Consider the following 16,600-nt stretch of genomic DNA (forward strand, 5'->3'; position numbering starts at 1 on the left):
ATGTCCCCACAATGTGAGATTCGCGTCCCGAAACCGCCGACAGCATCCGCGCTTGACCGCAGCGCCCCCGCATTGGCAAGGTTTTGCAGGCTTTCGCGCACACCGTACGGCACACAATCCCGTTTCTCCACTGAGGACGGACTAGCGGCGGTGATCGGGCATCGTCCCGCGCCGCACCTGGAGGACTGAGTTGAGCCCCATCCGCTCCGCGACCATCGTGGCGCTCGCATCGGCCGTACTGGCCACCACGCTCACCGGCTGCTCATTCGGCGCGGGGCAGGAGGACAGCAGCCCCATCACCATCGCCGTCGACCTCGAACTCTCCGGCGCCGCGGCGCCGGTCGGCAAGGCGTACCAGCGCGCGCTGGAACTGAAGACCGAGCAGTTGAACGCCTCCGGCGCCCTGGGCGACCGGAAGATCAGGCTGGTGGTCAAGGACAACCGATCCGACGCCAGCGAGTCATCACGCAACATCAGCGACTTCAGCAACGATTCCAAGGTCAGCGCCATCATCATGGGCGGCTGCAACGAATGCGCCGTCGGCGCCGTCCGCACCGTCAACGAGAAGAAGATCCCGACGATCGCGCTCGCCCCGTCGAGCGCCGTCGCCAGCCCGGTCGCCGACCGGCGGTACGTCTTCAAGCTGGCACCGAATGCGGCCGACAGCGCCGGCGCGCTCACCACCGAGCTGCGTCGCCGGGCGATCCGCGAGGTCGGCGTGCTGCACAGCGACGACGACTACGGCCGCGAGGGCCTGAAGGCGCTGCGCGCCGAGTTCGCCAAGGCCAACATCAAGCTGCTCGGCGGCGAGGCGGTCCGCACCACCGACACCGAACTCGCCCAGCCGATCCGCCGGCTCACCACCGGCGACCCCGACGGCCTGATCATCTGGACCCCGCCGGAGCAGGCCACGCTCGCCGCCACCGCCGCCGACCAGACCGGCTTCTCCGGGTCGCTCTTCCTCGACGCCGCCGCGGCCGGCGACCTCTTCCTGGGCAGCTCCGGGCGGGCCACCGAACGGGCCACCCTGATCTTCACCCAGACCATGGTGATCGACGACGTGATCGCCACCACCCCGGCCAAGGCCGCCCGCCGGCAGTGGTTCCAGGACTACACCGCCCGGTTCGGCGGCTACAACGGTCTCTCGTCGTTCGCCGCCGACGCGGTCCAGCTCATCGCCGACGCCTCGCTGCGCGCCGGCGGCCCGGCCGACCGGGTCAACCGGGACGGCATCCGGGACGTCCTGGAGACGTCCCAGCTCGACGGCCTCTCCGGGCCGATCCGGATGACCCCGGACAACCACTCCGGCCTGATGCCACAGGCGCTGACCACGCTGGTGGCGCGGGGCGGACGGTGGCGGTTGGCGAGCTGATCGCCGGACGGAGGCTCCCCGGCCCGTGGTGGGTGTGACCCCACCACGGCCGGCTCCGGGCGGTCCGGGCCGCCGGTCGTCCGCGCGGTTCCGGCCCGGCCTCGATCCCCGCGCCGGTCGCGGCGGGGCCACGTCCCGGGCCCGTACGCGTGAATGGCCGGCCGACCCCCAGGGGTGGTGGGGGTCGGCCGGTCGTGGCTGGGGCGGTCGCTGGCCCCGGCCGGTTCAGCGGGCCGAGGTGGTGGCGCGCACCCAGGGCAGGGCGATCCGCTCGACCACCGACAGCGCCGTGTAGAGCAGGATGCTCATCGCCGCGATCAGCACGATCGCCGCCCACGCGGTGGCGGTGTCGCCGACCCCGTTGTACTGCAGGATCTGGTATCCCAGGCCCGGCTTGTCGGAGTAGAACTCACCGATCACCGCGCCGATCGCGGCCAGCGGCATCGCCACCTTGAGCCCGACGAAGATCTGCGGCAGCGCGGCCGGCAGCCGCACCTTGCGGAACGACTGCCACCAGGAGGCGTTCATCGACCGGGCCAGCTCGGCCAGGTCCGCCGAGGTGGTGGTGAGCCCGGTCGCCGTGGACAGCACGATCGGGAAGAAGCAGAGCAGGAACACCATGGTCAGGATGGGCTTCGCGCCCCAACCGACCGACACCACCAGCAACGGCCCGAGCGCGATCTTCGGGACCGCGTTGATCGCCACCAGCAGCGGCGCGAACATCCGCTCGGCCCGCCGGGAGGCGGCCAGCAACATCCCGATCAGCACCCCGGCGACGGTCGACAGCAGGAAGCCGAGCAGCGTCATCAGGGTGGTGGTGCCCAGCGCCGGGAACAGCACGGCCGCTGCCGAGGTCAGCGAGGTCCAGACCGCCTGCGGTGGCGGCAGGGACGCCGGGTGCACCAGGTGCAGCCCCGAGGTGACCACCCACCAGAGGGCCACCGCGACCACCAGGCCGAGCAGCGGCAGCCCGACGACTCCGGGGCGTACCCGGGACCAGGGCGATCCGCCGGCGGCCGGCGGGGTGGTCGGGATGGCCACGGCCGGCGCGGCCAGTGGGGCGATCGCGGAGCGGGTTTGCATCGTGTCCGTCACAAAGTCCTCCTATCCCGCCGGCACGTGGCCGGCACGCGACGGGGGTGCGGCCCACCGGTCAGCCCGCTGGGTCGCACCCCCGTCTCACAGTCGGCGTCGATCAGGCCTTCGGCACGAGGTTGAAGTCGATGATCTGGTCCGGGGTGATGTTCTGCTTGAGCGCACCGGCGCCCTGCAGGATCGCGATGCTCTTGGCGACCCGGTCGCTGTCCAGGGTGCCGATGGCGGTGCCGGAGTTGCTGGACCGGACGTAGCCGGCCATGAGCTGGAGCTCGGCGGCGGCCGCGGCCGGGTTGGTGGTGTCGACGTTCTTCTTCAGGATCTCGGCGGCCTCCTGCGGGTTGGCCAGCGCGTACTCCAGGCCCTTGAGCAGCGCGGCGGTGAACTTCTTCACCATCTCCGGCTTCTCCTTGGCGATCTTGCTGGAGGTGATCAGCGCGTTGCCGTAGAGGTCCTGCATCACGTTGCTGTACGGCAGCACGACCGACTTCTTCTTGGTGACCGCCTCGACGGTCGGCTGGCCGACGACGAACTGGCCGATGCCGTCCACCTGGCCGGAGGCCAGGGTGCCCATCAGGGTCTGCGCCTCGCCGTTGACCCAGGTCACCTTGTTGACGTCCACGCCGGCCAGCCGGGCGTACGTCGGGAAGAGGTTGCGGACGACGGAGCTGGGGGTGTCGGCGAGCTTCTTGCCCTCCAGGTCCTTCGGCGAGGCGATGTTCTTGCCCTCGACGGAGACGATGGCCGCCATGGTGCGCTGCTGGATCGCGGCCACCGCCACGAAGTCCTTGGCCTGGCCGTTGCCGAGCTGGAGCAGGCCACCGGTCAGGTCGATCGGGCCGAAGTCGGCCTGGCCGCCGACGATGGTCTGGATGACCACGCCGGTGCCCTGACCGGGCTTGATGTCCACGTCGAAGCCGGCTTCCTTGAAGAAGCCCTTGTCCTTTGCCACCCAGGCGTACGAGTCACGGCCGAAGTTGCCGAAGGAAGTGAGATAGGTCACCTTCTCCAGGGCCTTGCCGTCGCCCTTCGCGCTGTCCGTCGTGTCGGACCCTCCGCTACAGGCGGAGACCAGGGTGAGGGCGGTGGCCAGGGCGGCCGCGGCGACCGTGCGGGTCAGCCTTCTCATCAGTGCACCATGTCCTTTCCGACCGGGTCGTTCACCCGGAGGGGGTTGTCGGTTCGGAGGACACCGGCGTGAGGGGGGCACCGGTGCCGCCGTCGTGAAGGGACTCTTCGCGGCACAGCGTACGAGACACCGACGGTCACGACGCCAGGCGGATCGGGTTGCGGAACGGAAACAACTCGATGCCACCCCGGACAGTGCGCAAGAGACACACGCCCGATAACCTCTGTCGGGTTCCTGACCGCCGACTCAGGGGAGGCCCGACGGAGATGATCCGACTGTCCGATGTGTCGCGTACCTTCGACGGCCGTACCGGACGGGTCGAAGCGCTGCGCGGGATCGACCTGGAGGTCGCCGAGGGCGAGTTCGTCGCCGTGCTCGGCCGCTCCGGATGCGGCAAGTCGACCCTGCTCCGCATGATCGCCGGCCTGCTGCCGGTCAGCGGCGGTGAGATCACCGTCGCCGGCAACCCGATCACCCGGCCCCGCCGGGACGTCGCGATGCTCTTCCAGAAGCCGGCCCTGCTGCCCTGGCGCACCGTGCTCGACAACGTACTGCTGCCGGCCGAGATCTTCGGCTGGAGCCGGGCCAAGCACCGCGAGCGGGCCCGCCAGCTACTGGAACTCGCCGGCCTCGGCGGTTTCGAGAAGCGGCTGCCGCACGAGCTGTCCGGCGGCATGCAGCAGCGGGTGTCGCTGTGCCGGTCGCTGCTCGGCGAGCCCCGGGTGATGCTGATGGACGAGCCCTTCTCCGCCCTCGACGCGCTCACCCGCGAGGAACTCTCCGGCGAGTTGCAACGGGTGCACATGGAGACCGGGACGACCATCGTCTTCGTCACCCACTCGATCGACGAGGCGGTGCTGCTGGCCGACCGGGTGGTCGTACTCAGCCCCCGCCCGGGACGGATCCGCAAGGTCGTCGAGGTGACCATCCCCCGACCCCGCACCCTCGGCCGCAACGCCCACCTGGCCGACGTCGCCCAGGTCAGCGCCGAACTGCACGAGCTGCTGATGGAGCGCGAGGCGTCGGCGGCGGCCGGGGCGGGGGGACGATGAACATGCGGGTGGCGGTATTCACCGAGCCGCACCGGGGCGCGACCTACGACGACCAGCTCCGCTTCGCCAAGCTGGTCGAGGCGGGCGGCTTCGACGGCTTCCTCCGGGCCGACCACTACCGGGCGATGGGCGACGAGCCCGGGCTGCCCGGGCCCACCGACGCGTGGCTCACCCTGGCCGCGCTGGCCCGGGAGACCGCCCGGATCCGGCTCGGCACCCTGGTCACCTCGGCCACCTTCCGGCTGCCCGGCCCGCTGGCCGTGATGGTCGCCCAGGTCGACCAGATGAGCGGCGGCCGGGTCGAGCTGGGCATCGGCGCCGGCTGGTACGAGCGGGAGCACACCGCGTACGGCATCCCGTTCCCGCGGGTCGGCGAACGCTTCGACCGGCTCGCCGAGCAGTTGGAGATCGTCACCGGCCTGTGGCGGACCCCGGTCGGCGAGACGTACAACTGGACCGGCGAGCACTACCGGCTCGTGGACGCCCCCGCCCTGCCCAAGCCGGTCCAGCAGCCCGGACCGCCGGTGATCGTCGGCGGGAGCGGGCCGAAGCGCACCCCCGAGCTGGCCGCCCGGTACGCCGACGAGTTCAACATGCCGTTCAAGTCGGTCGAGGAGACCGCCGAGGCGTACGACCGGGTCCGGGAGGCGTGCGACCGGACCGGGCGCACCGAGTCGGGGCGGGCCCCGCTGGTCCTCTCCGCCGGGATCGTGGTGGCGGTCGGCCGGACCGACGCGGAGGCCCGGCGTCGAGCCGCGCCGCTGCACGTCAAGAGCGCCCTGCCGCCGGAGGACCCGATGGTCGGCTCCCCCGCCCAGCTCGTCGACCGGATCGGCGAGTTCGCCGCGATCGGCGCCACCCGGGTGCACCTGCGCCTGATCGAGATCGACGACCTCGACCACCTGGAGCTCATCGCCGCCGAGGTGCTCCCCCAACTGGACGGAACCCGATGACCGACGTTGCCGACGACCTCGAACTCGGCCCGGTCGGCCAGGAGATCGTCTACGAGAACGACCGGGTCCGGGTCTGGCACATCCGGCTGGAGCCGGGCGAGCGCCAGCCGCTGCACCGGCACGACCACCCGTACCTGGTGGTGGCGATCCAGGGCGCCAAGAACGTGGTGCAGACCATCGACGGCACCCGGATCGACGCCGACGAGCCGACCGGCGGGGTGGTCTACCGGGACCCGGGGGCCGTCCACATGCTCACCAATGTCGGGGACACGACCTACCTGGCACGCCTGGTGGAGCTCACGTAGCAGCCGACCCCTCCGGCCTGGTGGAGCTTGGGTAACACCTGGCCGGGGCCGCGCCGCGCCACAGTGGCGATCGGGGGCACCGGGCCGTAACGTGCGCGACATGGCCTTTCGGACGTGGGGCAGACTACTGCTCACCGCACTCGCGGTGAGCGTGCTGGCCGGGGCCGGTCAGCTCGGCATCGCGTACGGCTTCGGCATCGTCCGACTCACCGGCGAGTTCGCCGACGTCAACCGCTGGCCGGCCCAGCTCGCCTGGGTGGGCTGGTTCGCGGTGACCGCCGCCGTGGCCGGTGCCGTGGTCGCCGGCCGGCTCGCCCGCCGGGAGGGGCTGCCGGAGCACACCTCGGTGCAGCTCGCGATCTCCGGTGCCGCCGCGCTCGGCGCGATCGTCGTCGCCCCGCTCTGCATGCAGCCCGCGCGGGCCGCCGAGCTGAGCACCATCGACCCGGTCTGGGCGGTCGGCATCTGCGCGGTCGCCGGGGCGGTGGTCGGCGCGGGTGCCGCCTCGGCCGTCCTGCTCCGGCCCCCGCTGGGCTGGAACGTCGCCATGCTGGCCGGCGCGGTCTGGCTCACCGCGCTGGTCTCGGTCGCGCCGGGGGTGCTGTCCACCGGGCCGCTGCGCACCGTACGGCTGGGCGTGCTGGAGCCGTCCTGGCTCGACGCGGACGCGGCGCAACGGCTGGCGATGCTGCTGCTGCCGGTGGTGGCGCTGCTGGCCGGCGCGGTGACCGGCGGGCTGGCCCGCCGCCGGGGGCACGTCCCGCTGGTCGGCGGTGCCGCCGGGGCGGCCGGGCCGGTGCTGCTCGCCTTCGCCTACCTCACGGCCGGTCCGGGTGACCCGGTGGACCGTTACCAGCTCGCCCCGTACTACGGCGCGGTGATCGCGGTCGCGGCCGGTACGCTCGGGTCGGCCGCCACCACCCTGCTGCGCTGGCCGCTGCTGCCGGCCCGCCGCGCCGCCGACGGCGCGGCGATCGAGCCGACCGACATCCTCGCGCCGCTGCCAGTAGTGCCGACCCCGGCCGCCGCCACCCCGGCCGCCGCCACCTCGGATGCCGCCACCTCGGATGCCGCCACCTCGGACGAGCCCAGCACCGTGGACCTGACCGCCGCCGCCCGGACCGTCGGCTCGGACCGGACCGACGCCACCATCCCCTCGGCCGCGTCGGCTCGGGACGACCACCGCCCTGCGGCGGCACCGATGGCCGGCGTCCGCCCCGACCTCGGGCGGTCCTCGGCCGACGCGCCGGGCACGGGCCGTACCCCGGCCCACTGGGACTGGCCGGACGCCCCCGTTCCCGCCGCCGACCAGCCGGTGGCCCGGTCCTCCGCGCCCGACGGGGCGACCGCCGAGGCGAGACCCCTCGCGCCCGTCGAGGGAAACGCCGCGCCCGACACCGCCGGTCCGGAACCCCGGCTCGGCCCCGCCGGTGAGCCGGCTGGCCGGGCCGCCCCGCCCGGGCCCACCGGGGCGACCGGGCCGACCTCCACCGAGGTCATCCCGGCCGAGGCCACCGGCGCGGAGCAGCCGGAGACCGTCGGGCCGGTCGCCGGGGGCGGCCCGGTGTCCCCGCCGAAACCCCGAGCGACGCGGACCCGCCGGGCCCGTCCCGCCGACCTCGACGCCCCGGCCGTCCCCACCGGGCGACCTGACCCTGACTCCCCCGTCGGGGCGAGCAGCACCGCAGCGCCAAGCCGCACCGCCGGAAAACCGGCCACCGCCGGACCCGCCCCGACCAGCGCCGACACCGGCCCGACCGCCCCCGACCCGGGCAGCTCCCAATCAGGTGCGGCAGACCCCGGCAGCGCGGACCCGCCGGTCGGGGTGACCGGGACGGCCGAGCCGGCTGCCGGGCTGCGGCACATCGCACCGGGCGGTGTCGAGGGGACTGCCTCGACGTCGGCGAGCCCGCCGGGTTCGCGCCCCCGGCACCAACTGCCCGACCTGAGCGGTACGGGCGGCTGGGTCGGCACCCCCCACCCCGTCCCGGCGCGAACGCCACTGCCGTTCCCCGAACCGGAGACCACCGAGCGGACCAGCGCCCCGGGCCCGGTCAGCCTCCGCTGGGAGGCCGCCGACACCAGCGCCGCCCCGGTGGACGGCCCGCCCGCCGACCCGGCCCCTATCGACAGCGGTGAGCAGAAGCCCGCCGGGAAGGCCCGGAGTCGGCGCGGGCTGTTCCGCCGCAGCCGGTCCGCCGAGGGCGAGCCGGCGGCCGAACCCACCACGGAACTGGCGACGCCGGACGAGGAGTACGTCGACTGGGTCGCCGGCCTGAGCAAGCCGGTGGCCGACAACGAGCCGGAGCGGGAGAGCGGCCGGCGGTCGCTGCGCTCCAGCGGCCGCCACCACCGCGACTGAGCAGGGCCGGGCCGTGTTCCCGGCAGCGGGAGCCGCCCCGCCGGATCTCCCCCGGCAGGTGGGCAGGTGACCGGTCGCTGCGCGCCACGGCCCCGGCGGTGCGGGTCCGATCGAGGTGGGTCGGTGTCCAGCCGACCACTGGCCCGCGAGCGGCCGATCACGGGTGGGGATGCCTGGTGATGCCGTCCAGGATGGTGGTCAGGTTGTGGTCGAAGGTCTCCTCGGCGGTGAGGTGGGCGCCGTCGACGACGAGCCGGGCGACGGTGGGATAGCGGCCGGTGCTGAGCATGCGGGTCAGATAGGGTCCGAGGCTGGCCTGCCAGGCGGACACGTCGGTGCCGGTGGAGCGGGCGACGCGCCGCTCGGTGACCTCCCTGCGGAGCGCTCCGATGACGAAGGCGTCGAGGGCGCCCAAGGCCCGCTGAAGGTCGTCGATGCCGCGCACGCCGGGGGCCCGGCTGAGCGCCGCCGCGGTCGATTCGCCCACCGCGAGGGCATGGGGCCCCAGTTGTGGCCTTCCGCCGAGCAGGTCGGAGAACCACTCATGGTCAAGGGCGGCGGCACGGGTCCGGTGCGCGATGTCCAGGACCGTGGCGCGCCACTCGGAGTGCTGGCCGGCCTCGGCGATCCGGGCATAGACGGCGTCGACCATCAGATCGAGCAGTTCGGATCTGCTGGTCACGTAGTCGTAGAGCCGCATCGGACCGACACCCAGCTCTTTGGCGATCTTGCGAACCGACAGCCCGTCGAGGCCGTGCGCGTCGGCCAGCCGGATCGCCGTAGCGGCGATCTTCGCGCGGCTCAACGGCACGGGCGCCGCCCGTGGCTGAGGCTCGGGCCGTTCCCAAATGGGCAACCCTTCGCTACCGTACGTCGTATCCACGAAATACAGCGTACGGTAACGGAGTTGAGTGTGCGAATCGCGATCGCCGGTGGCGGCCTCGGCGGGCTGACCCTGGCACGGATCCTGCGCCGGCACGACATCGAGGCGGTGGTGTACGAACGCGAGGCGAGCCGATCCGCGCGACCGCAGGGCGGAATGCTCAACCTGCACCCGGAGTCCGGGCAACAGGCCCTGGCCGAGGCGGGTCTCGCCGGCCGGTTCCGGTCCGAGGCGCGGCCCGAGGGCGAGGAACATCGCATCCTCGACCCGGCCGGACGCACCCTGGTGCACCACAGGCCACAACCCGGCTCGTTCTCCGGACGTCCCGAGATCGATCGGAGCGCACTGCGTGATCTTCTGCTCGATTCGCTCCCCGGCGACGCGGTCGCGTGGCAGCACCGGCTCGTCGCGGCGACGCCCCGACCTGACGGGGGCTTCGGGCTGACGTTTCACGGTCGCCCCGGAGCCGACTGCGACGTCCTCGTCGGCGCGGACGGCGCGCGCTCGGTCGTCCGGTCGCTGCTGACCGACGCGGAGCTGTCCTACGTGGCCACCCTGGTGGAGCTGACCATCAGCGACGCCGACCGGCGTCACCCGGACCTCGCCGAGCTGGTCGGCCCCGGGAACCTGTGGTGCATCGGCGTGAACCAGATCCTTGCGGCGCAACGCCTCGGCGACGGCAGCGTACGAGTCGGGATCTCACTGCGCGCAGCGGACCGCGACCTCGACACATACCGGAGCAAGCGGGCGCTGCTGGACTTGTTCGAAGGCTGGGACCCAAGCCTCACCGCACTCATCGAGGCCGGCGACAGCGCGCCGACGTCGCGCAGGATCGAAGCCATGCCCATCGGTACCCGCTGGGCCAACCAGCCGGGCATCACCCTCATCGGTGACGCCGCGCACCTCATGCCGCCGGTCGGCGAGGGCGCCAACCAGGCCATGCTCGACGCCGCCGAACTCGCCGCCGAACTCGCCGCCAACCCCACCGACCCGAACTCGGCGATCCGGACCTACGAGGAGGCAATGTTCACCAGAATCCACCCGATCGCCGAACTGTCCGCCCGAGCCCAAGCAATGATCCTCTCCCCCACCGCAGCAAACGACATCATCCGCTTCTTCACAACCCCACCCACCCCACAGCCCGAACCCCCTGAGCCCGCCCACCCCAGCGCCCGGTGATCAAGAGGTTTACGTCAGGTTCCGGCCCCCGGGTTGACGTAAACCTCTTGATCACCGCGCGGTCGGCACCGGGTCGCCGGGGGCCAGCCGGACGGCAGGGCGGCTCTCCTCCCTGCGCCGGCCTGGCTACTTTCGGCGGATTGTCCACACTCGCCAGAAAAGCGAGTCGCCGATACCGAATCGTTACATGAGGATGCCTTGCCGGAAACGAATCCAGCCGCGCTAATTTGTTCAACCGATCGACATAATTTCGGTGCGCGGCCTCGGCGGGCCCGCATCGAATCACCACCGGCACGGGCCTCGGCGTGGCCCGCACCGGTCCGGCCGGGGACGGTCTGCGGCGAGTCGTCCCCATGCCCACCACTGTCCAGTCCGGACATAAGGAGCATGGAGTGTCTCCATCCCGCCATCGCCGCGCACGTCGCGGTCCCTTCAGTGCCGCCCTCCTCACCCTCTCCCTACTCGCCACGGGCCTGGTCGGCGGCACCGCCGCCCAGGCCGCGCCCGCCGCCCAGCCCCAGCCGCAGGCGGCACCGGCACCGGCACCCGCCGCCGCTGAACCGTTCTCGGTCCTGGTCTTCTCCAAGACCGCCGGGTTCCGGCACGACGCCATCCCGGCCGGCCTCGCCGCCATCCGCAAGCTCGGCACCGACAACGGGTTCACCGTCGACGCCACCGAGGACGGGGCCGCCTTCAACGACGCCAACCTGGCGAAGTACCAGGCGGTGATCTGGCTCTCCACCACCGGTGACGTCCTGGACAGCACCCAGCAGGCCGCGTTCGAGCGCTACATCAGGGCCGGCGGCGGCTACGCCGGCGTGCACGCCGCCTCGGACACCGAGTACGACTGGGCCTGGTACGGCAACCTGGTCGGCGCGTACTTCTCCGGTCACCCGGCCAACCAGCAGGCCACCGTCAAGGTCGAGGACCACGCGCACCCGTCGACCGCCACCCTGCCGGACCGGTGGTCCCGGTTCGACGAGTGGTACAACTTCCGCACCAACCCGCGCTCCAAGGTGCACGTGCTGGCCAGCCTGGACGAGAAGACCTACAGCCCGGGGGCCGGCGCGATGGGCGCCGACCACCCCACCGCCTGGTGCCAGGACTACGACGGCGGTCGCTCCTGGTACACCGGCGGCGGCCACACCCAGGCGTCGTACACCGAGCCGGAGTTCCTCACCCACCTGCTCGGCGGTATCCGCACCGCCGCCGGGGTCGAGAACGCCGACTGCGGCGCCACGAAGACCTCGAACTTCGAGAAGGTCACCCTGGACAGCAACACCAACAACCCGATGGAGCTGGACATCGCTCCGGACGGCCGGGTGTTCTACGCCGAGCGCGACGGCCGGGTGCAGATCGTCAAGCCGGACACCGGCAACACGGTCACCGCGACCCGGCTGGACGTCTTCACCGGCAACGAGGACGGCCTGATCGGTCTGCGCCTCGACCCGAAGTTCGCCACCAACAAGTGGATCTACCTGTACTACGCCCCAACCGGTGGTGCCCCGCGCAACTACCTGTCCCGGTTCACCGTCAACGGTGACACCATCGACAAGGCCACCGAGAAGGTCGTCCTCCAGGTCGACACCCAGCGCAACACCTGCTGCCACGCCGGTGGCAGCATGACCTTCGACTCGCTGGGCAACCTCTACCTGGCCACCGGGGACAACACCAACCCGTTCGAGTCGAGCGCCTTCACCCCGATCGACGAGCGGGCCGGTCGGCAGGACTACGACGCGCAGCGCAGCTCCGGCAACACCAACGACCTGCGCGGCAAGGTGATCCGGATCCACCCGGAGGACAACGGCACCTACACCGTGCCGGCCGGGAACCTGTTCGCCCCGGGCACCGCGAAGACCCGTCCCGAGATCTACGCGATGGGTTTCCGTAACCCGTTCCGGATCGGCATCGACCCGGCCAGCAACACCCTCTACGTCGCCGACTACGGGCCGGACGCCGGTTCGGCCAACCCGAACCGCGGCCCCGAGGGCCTGGTCGAGTGGAACATCGTCGGCACGCCGGGCAACTACGGCTGGCCGTACTGCACCGGCAACAACAGGGCGTACAACGACTACACCTTCCCGTCCGGGCCGAGCGGGGCGAAGTTCGACTGCGCCGCACCGGTCAACGACTCGCCCAACAACACCGGCCTGACCAACCTGCCGCCGGCCATCCCGGCGACCGTGGACTACGGCTACGCCGGTGACCCGCGCTTCCCCGAGATCGGCGGCGGCGGCGCCCCGATGGGTGGCCCGGTCTACCGGTACGACGCCGACAGCACGTCCAGCCGCAAGTGGCCGGCGTACTACGACGGCAAGGCGCTCCTCGGCGAGTGGAACCAGTCGAAGATGTACACCATGCAGGTCAGCGCGGACGGCAAGACGCTGATCGACATCAACCAGTTGCTCACCGGCATGAGCATGGTCCGCCCGATGGACTTCGAGTTCGGGCCGGACGGCGCGCTCTACCTGATCGAGTGGGGCACCGGCTTCGGCGGCAACAACGACGACTCCGGGGTCTACCGGATCGACTACACCGCCGGTGACCGGGCCCCGATCGCCGAGGCCAGCGCCGACCCCACCTCCGGGGCCGCTCCGCTGACCGTGAAGTTCTCCAGCGCCGGTTCCCGTGACCCGGACGGCGGCACGCTGACCTACGCCTGGGCGTTCGGCGACGGACAGACCTCCACCGAGGCGAACCCCACCCACACGTACGCCACGGCCGGCAACTACACCGCGCAGCTCACCGTCACCAACCCCAAGGGCCGTACCGCGGTGGCGAACGTACCGGTGACGGTCGGCAACACCGCCCCGACGGTGACCATCGAGTTCCCGCCCAGCGGCGGCTTCTTCGAGTGGGGCGACCAGGTCAAGTACACGATCAAGGTGACCGACCCGGAGGACGGCGCCATCGACTGTGACCGGGTCCAGCTCCAGGTGCTGCTCGGCCACGACGAGCACGCCCACCCGCTGGAGCAGCACACCGGTTGCACCGGCACCGTGCAGACCTCGCTGGCGTCCGGTCACGGCGCGGAGGCGAACGTCTTCGCGGTCTTCGAGGCCACCTACACCGACGACGGCGGGACCGGCGGGGCCGGCCCGCTGACCGGCCGGGCGATCGAGGTGTTGCAGCCCAAGCGGAAGCAGGCCGAGTACTTCACGGCCACCGGTCGGGCCCCGGGCAGCACCGGCGGCGGTGACCCGGGCGTGCAGAAGGAGACCACCACCGACACCGCCGGTGGCGGCCAGAACATCGGCTTCATCGAGGACGGCGACTGGTGGTCGCTCGTCCCGGCCAACCTGACCGGGGTCGACCAGATCCGGTTCCGGGCGGCCTCGGCGGTCCAGGGCGGCCGGATCGACGTGCACGCAGGTGCCGTCGACGGCCCGGTGGTGGCAACGGCCAACGTGCCCGCCACCGGCGGCTGGCAGCAGTTCGTCGACGTGACCGCGCCGGTGACCGGTGCGGCCGAGGGCGCGTTGTACTTCGTCGCCAAGGACCCGGCCGGTGGTGCCGGTTCGCTGTTCAACGTCAACTGGATGGACTTCATCGGTCGGGGCGTCACCGACAACGCGCCGCCGGTGGTGACGGCCACGGCCACGCCGGCGACCGGCACCGCGCCGGTCACCGTCGCCTTCAAGGGCACGGCCACCGACGCCGAGAACGACACCCCGCTGACGTACGCCTGGGACTTCGGTGACGGCGGGACGGCGACCACCCTGGACGCCACCCACACGTACACCGTGCCGGGCACCTTCACCGCCACCCTGACGGTGACGGACAAGCGGGGCGCGAAGTCGTACGCGACCGTCCCGGTGAAGGTGGACGCGCCGAACAACTCCTGCCTCGGGGCGCGTTCGGACGACTTCCTCGGCACCAGCCTGAACAAGGACCGCTGGACGGTGGTCCGGGAGAACCAGCTCTACTCGGTCTCCGGCGGGTCGCTGCGGCTGCCCACCGCCTCCGGTGACCTGTACGGCGCGACCAACGGCGCCACCAACCTGGTCCTCCAGCCCGCGCCCAGCGGGGCCTGGCAGGCCACCACGAAGGTCACCCTGCCCGTCACCGCCAACTACCAGCAGGCCGGCCTGCTGATCTACGGCGACGACGACAACTACGCCAAGCTGGACCTGCTCTACAGCGGCTCCCGCCGGGTGGAGTTCATCCGGGAGACCGCCGGTTCGCCCCGCAACGAGGGGGCGGACGCCACCGCCGCGCCCGCCGGTGACACCGTCTACCTGCGGCTGATCAGCGACGGCACCAACCTGACCGCGGCGTTCTCCGGCGACGGGACGACGTTCACCCCGGTCGGCCGGTCCGCCGCGCTCGCCGGGATCACCAACCCCCGGATCGGCGTGTTCGCTCTCAACGGCGCCACCACCGCCCCGGTGGTGGACGCGCTGTTCGACTGGTTCCAGGTCTCGCCGGACGCCCCGGCCGGCCCGGTCGACCCGTCGGACGAGTTCACCGGCAGCACGCTGGACAAGTGCCGGTGGAACGCGGTGCTGCGGGAGGACCCGGCGGCCTACCGGGTGACCGACGGCGCGCTGCGGATCGACGTGCCGAAGGGTGACATCTACGGCACCGACAACACCGGGCCGACGAACTTCGTCCTGCAGACCGCGCCGGCCGGCGACTGGACCCTGGAGACGAAGGTCGACGGCAGCCTGCTGGCCGAGCAGTACCAGCAGGCCGGGCTGATCGTCCACGCCGACGACGACAACTACGTCAAGTTCGACTTCATCGTGGACAACCAGGCCGGACAGCCGCTCACCCGGCGGATCGAGTTCCGCAGCGAGGTCGGTGGGACGGTGCAGAACCCGCAGCCCCAGGCCAGTGACCTGACCTCGGCGGTGTGGCACCTGCGGCTGGCCCGCACCGGCAACACCTTCACCGCGTCGTACTCGGCCGACGGGCAGGACTGGAAGACGTTGGAGACGTTGACCAGCACCGCCGTCGGGGCGACCCCGAAGGTGGGCCTGTTCACCCTCGGGGCGAACGCGGCCACCCCGAAGACGGCCTCGTTCGACTACTTCCGGCTCTCCACCGGGGTGGTCGACACGACCGCGCCGGTGACCACCGCCACGGTCTCCGGCACCGCGACCGACGGCTGGCACAACGGGCCGGTCACGGTCACCCTGGCGGCGGCCGACGAGGCCGCCGGCAGCGGGGTGGCGGGCACCGAGTACCAGCTCGACGGGGACACCGGGTGGACCGCGTACGCCGGACCGGTGCTGGTCACCGGGGACGGCGCGCACGAGCTGCGGTTCCGGTCGACGGACAAGGCCGGCAACGTGGAGACGGCGAAGAAGGTCGCCGTGAAGATCGACGCCACCGCGCCGGTCAGCTCGGCGGCGTTCGCCCCGGCGAACGACGACGGCTGGCACGCCGGCACCGTCCCGGTGGTGATCACCTCCACCGACGCCGGTTCCGGCGTGAAGCGGCTGGAGTGGTCGCTGGACGGGGGCGCCTGGACGGCGTACACCACGCCGGTCGAGGTGACCGGGGACGGCACGCACGAGCTGCTGTACCGGGCCACCGACACCGCCGGCAACGCCGAGACGCTGAAGTCGGCGGTGGTGAAGATCGACGGCACCAAGCCGACGCTGCTGGTCTCCGGCATCGCCGACGGCCAGCTCTACGGCGACAGCCAGGACCTGCGGATCTCCTGGCAGGCGGTCGACCCGACCTCCGGCGTCCGGACGACGACCGGGGTGCTGGACGGCCGGGCGTACGCCAGCGGCACCCTGCAGGCCCTCTACGAGCTGCCGCTCGGCCTGCACGAGCTGACGGTGACCGCGACCGACAAGGCGGGCAACTCCACCACCTCGACGGTCCGGTTCTTCGTCACCACCTCGTTCCGGGACATGCAGAACCTGCTGGACCGGTTCAAGGCGACCGGGCGGCTCTCCACCAAGGCGCACCGTCAGCTCTCCAACAAGCTGGACGCGGTGCGGGTCTCCGAGGCGGCGGGCAACGACAAGCGGGCGGTGCAGCAGTTGACCGCCTTCAAGGCGCTGGCCACCGACGCCACCCTGGTGACCGAGGCCGACGTCCGGGACGTGCTGGTCCGCGACGCCGACGCCATGATCGTCCGGCTCGGCGGCACGGCCAGCAAGGCCGGGGTGAAGGCGAACGACGGCACGCCGGTCGACGGTGCCGGCCGGCTCGGTGACGATCCCACCAGGATCGCCCCCGGCCGTTCGCTGTAGCGGAAACGGGGCCGCTCCCGCCGTCCACCGACGGCGGGGGCGGCCCTGTCCACACCGG

General features: G+C 72.1%; 10 protein-coding genes. 7 read left to right on the plus strand and 3 right to left on the minus strand.

What is annotated here, in order from left to right:
- Positions 1 to 190: 190 nt before the first annotated feature.
- Positions 191 to 1,372, plus strand: a complete 1,182-nt coding sequence (locus ACIQG9_RS06185; RefSeq protein ID WP_400398845.1) for an ABC transporter substrate-binding protein — start codon at positions 191 to 193, stop codon at positions 1,370 to 1,372.
- A 225-nt stretch (positions 1,373 to 1,597) separates the two neighbouring features.
- Here ACIQG9_RS06185 and ACIQG9_RS06190 read toward each other — a convergent pair whose 3' ends face one another.
- Both ACIQG9_RS06190 and ACIQG9_RS06195 read right to left on the minus strand, forming a co-directional pair.
- Positions 1,598 to 2,467: an ABC transporter permease gene (locus ACIQG9_RS06190; RefSeq protein ID WP_400398846.1), complete on the minus strand. Its 870-nt coding sequence runs from the start codon at positions 2,465 to 2,467 to the stop codon at positions 1,598 to 1,600.
- 100 nt (positions 2,468 to 2,567) lie between these two features.
- Complete coding sequence (locus tag ACIQG9_RS06195; RefSeq protein WP_400398847.1) at positions 2,568 to 3,596, minus strand: ABC transporter substrate-binding protein; 1,029 nt, start codon at positions 3,594 to 3,596, stop codon at positions 2,568 to 2,570.
- A 266-nt stretch (positions 3,597 to 3,862) separates the two neighbouring features.
- Here ACIQG9_RS06195 and ACIQG9_RS06200 point away from each other — a divergent pair, with 266 nt between their 5' ends.
- The 4 genes from ACIQG9_RS06200 to ACIQG9_RS06215 all read left to right on the plus strand — a co-directional run bounded on the left by ACIQG9_RS06200 (position 3,863) and on the right by ACIQG9_RS06215 (position 8,268).
- The gene (locus ACIQG9_RS06200; RefSeq protein WP_400398848.1) at positions 3,863 to 4,648 is read left to right on the plus strand and encodes an ABC transporter ATP-binding protein; all 786 of its coding nucleotides are present in this window, start codon (positions 3,863 to 3,865) and stop codon (positions 4,646 to 4,648) included.
- Positions 4,649 to 4,650: 2 nt separating this feature from the next.
- Positions 4,651 to 5,601 carry an LLM class F420-dependent oxidoreductase gene (locus ACIQG9_RS06205; RefSeq protein ID WP_400398849.1) on the plus strand — a complete coding sequence of 317 codons (951 nt, stop codon included), beginning with the start codon at positions 4,651 to 4,653 and terminating at the stop codon, positions 5,599 to 5,601.
- Entirely contained in the window at positions 5,598 to 5,906 is a 309-nt protein-coding gene (locus ACIQG9_RS06210) for a cupin (protein WP_400398850.1), read from the plus strand. Before ACIQG9_RS06205 ends, ACIQG9_RS06210 begins: the two co-directional genes overlap by 4 nt.
- A gap of 100 nt (positions 5,907 to 6,006) precedes the next feature.
- Complete coding sequence (locus ACIQG9_RS06215; RefSeq protein WP_400398851.1) at positions 6,007 to 8,268, plus strand: hypothetical protein; 2,262 nt, start codon at positions 6,007 to 6,009, stop codon at positions 8,266 to 8,268.
- Positions 8,269 to 8,425: 157 nt separating this feature from the next.
- Here the strand turns inward: ACIQG9_RS06215 and ACIQG9_RS06220 are convergent, their stop codons facing one another.
- On the minus strand, positions 8,426 to 9,151 hold the full coding sequence (locus tag ACIQG9_RS06220; RefSeq protein WP_400398852.1) for a TetR/AcrR family transcriptional regulator: 726 nt from the start codon (positions 9,149 to 9,151) through the stop codon (positions 8,426 to 8,428).
- A 30-nt stretch (positions 9,152 to 9,181) separates the two neighbouring features.
- Here ACIQG9_RS06220 and ACIQG9_RS06225 point away from each other — a divergent pair, with 30 nt between their 5' ends.
- Both ACIQG9_RS06225 and ACIQG9_RS06230 read left to right on the plus strand, forming a co-directional pair.
- Positions 9,182 to 10,330, plus strand: a complete 1,149-nt coding sequence (locus ACIQG9_RS06225) for an FAD-dependent oxidoreductase (RefSeq protein WP_400399271.1) — start codon at positions 9,182 to 9,184, stop codon at positions 10,328 to 10,330.
- Between the two features lie 353 nt (positions 10,331 to 10,683).
- On the plus strand, positions 10,684 to 16,542 hold the full coding sequence (locus ACIQG9_RS06230; protein WP_400398853.1) for a ThuA domain-containing protein: 5,859 nt from the start codon (positions 10,684 to 10,686) through the stop codon (positions 16,540 to 16,542).
- The last annotated feature ends 58 nt before the right edge of the window (positions 16,543 to 16,600 follow it).

Origin of the sequence: Micromonospora sp. NPDC092111 (genome assembly GCF_044755745.1) — a bacterium.
In the GTDB taxonomy this organism is placed as follows: domain Bacteria; phylum Actinomycetota; class Actinomycetes; order Mycobacteriales; family Micromonosporaceae; genus Micromonospora.

Excerpts from the sequence above, each read along its gene's own strand:
- ACIQG9_RS06195 (WP_400398847.1), bottom strand. The coding sequence starts at position 3,596 with ATGAGAAGGCTGACCCGCACGGTCGCCGCGGCCGCCCTGGCCACCGCC.
- ACIQG9_RS06200 (WP_400398848.1), top strand. The coding sequence starts at position 3,863 with ATGATCCGACTGTCCGATGTGTCGCGTACCTTCGACGGCCGTACCGGA.
- ACIQG9_RS06205 (WP_400398849.1), top strand. The coding sequence starts at position 4,651 with ATGCGGGTGGCGGTATTCACCGAGCCGCACCGGGGCGCGACCTACGAC.
- ACIQG9_RS06230 (WP_400398853.1), top strand. The coding sequence starts at position 10,684 with ATGCCCACCACTGTCCAGTCCGGACATAAGGAGCATGGAGTGTCTCCA.
- ACIQG9_RS06210 (WP_400398850.1), top strand. The coding sequence starts at position 5,598 with ATGACCGACGTTGCCGACGACCTCGAACTCGGCCCGGTCGGCCAGGAG.
- ACIQG9_RS06215 (WP_400398851.1), top strand. The coding sequence starts at position 6,007 with ATGGCCTTTCGGACGTGGGGCAGACTACTGCTCACCGCACTCGCGGTG.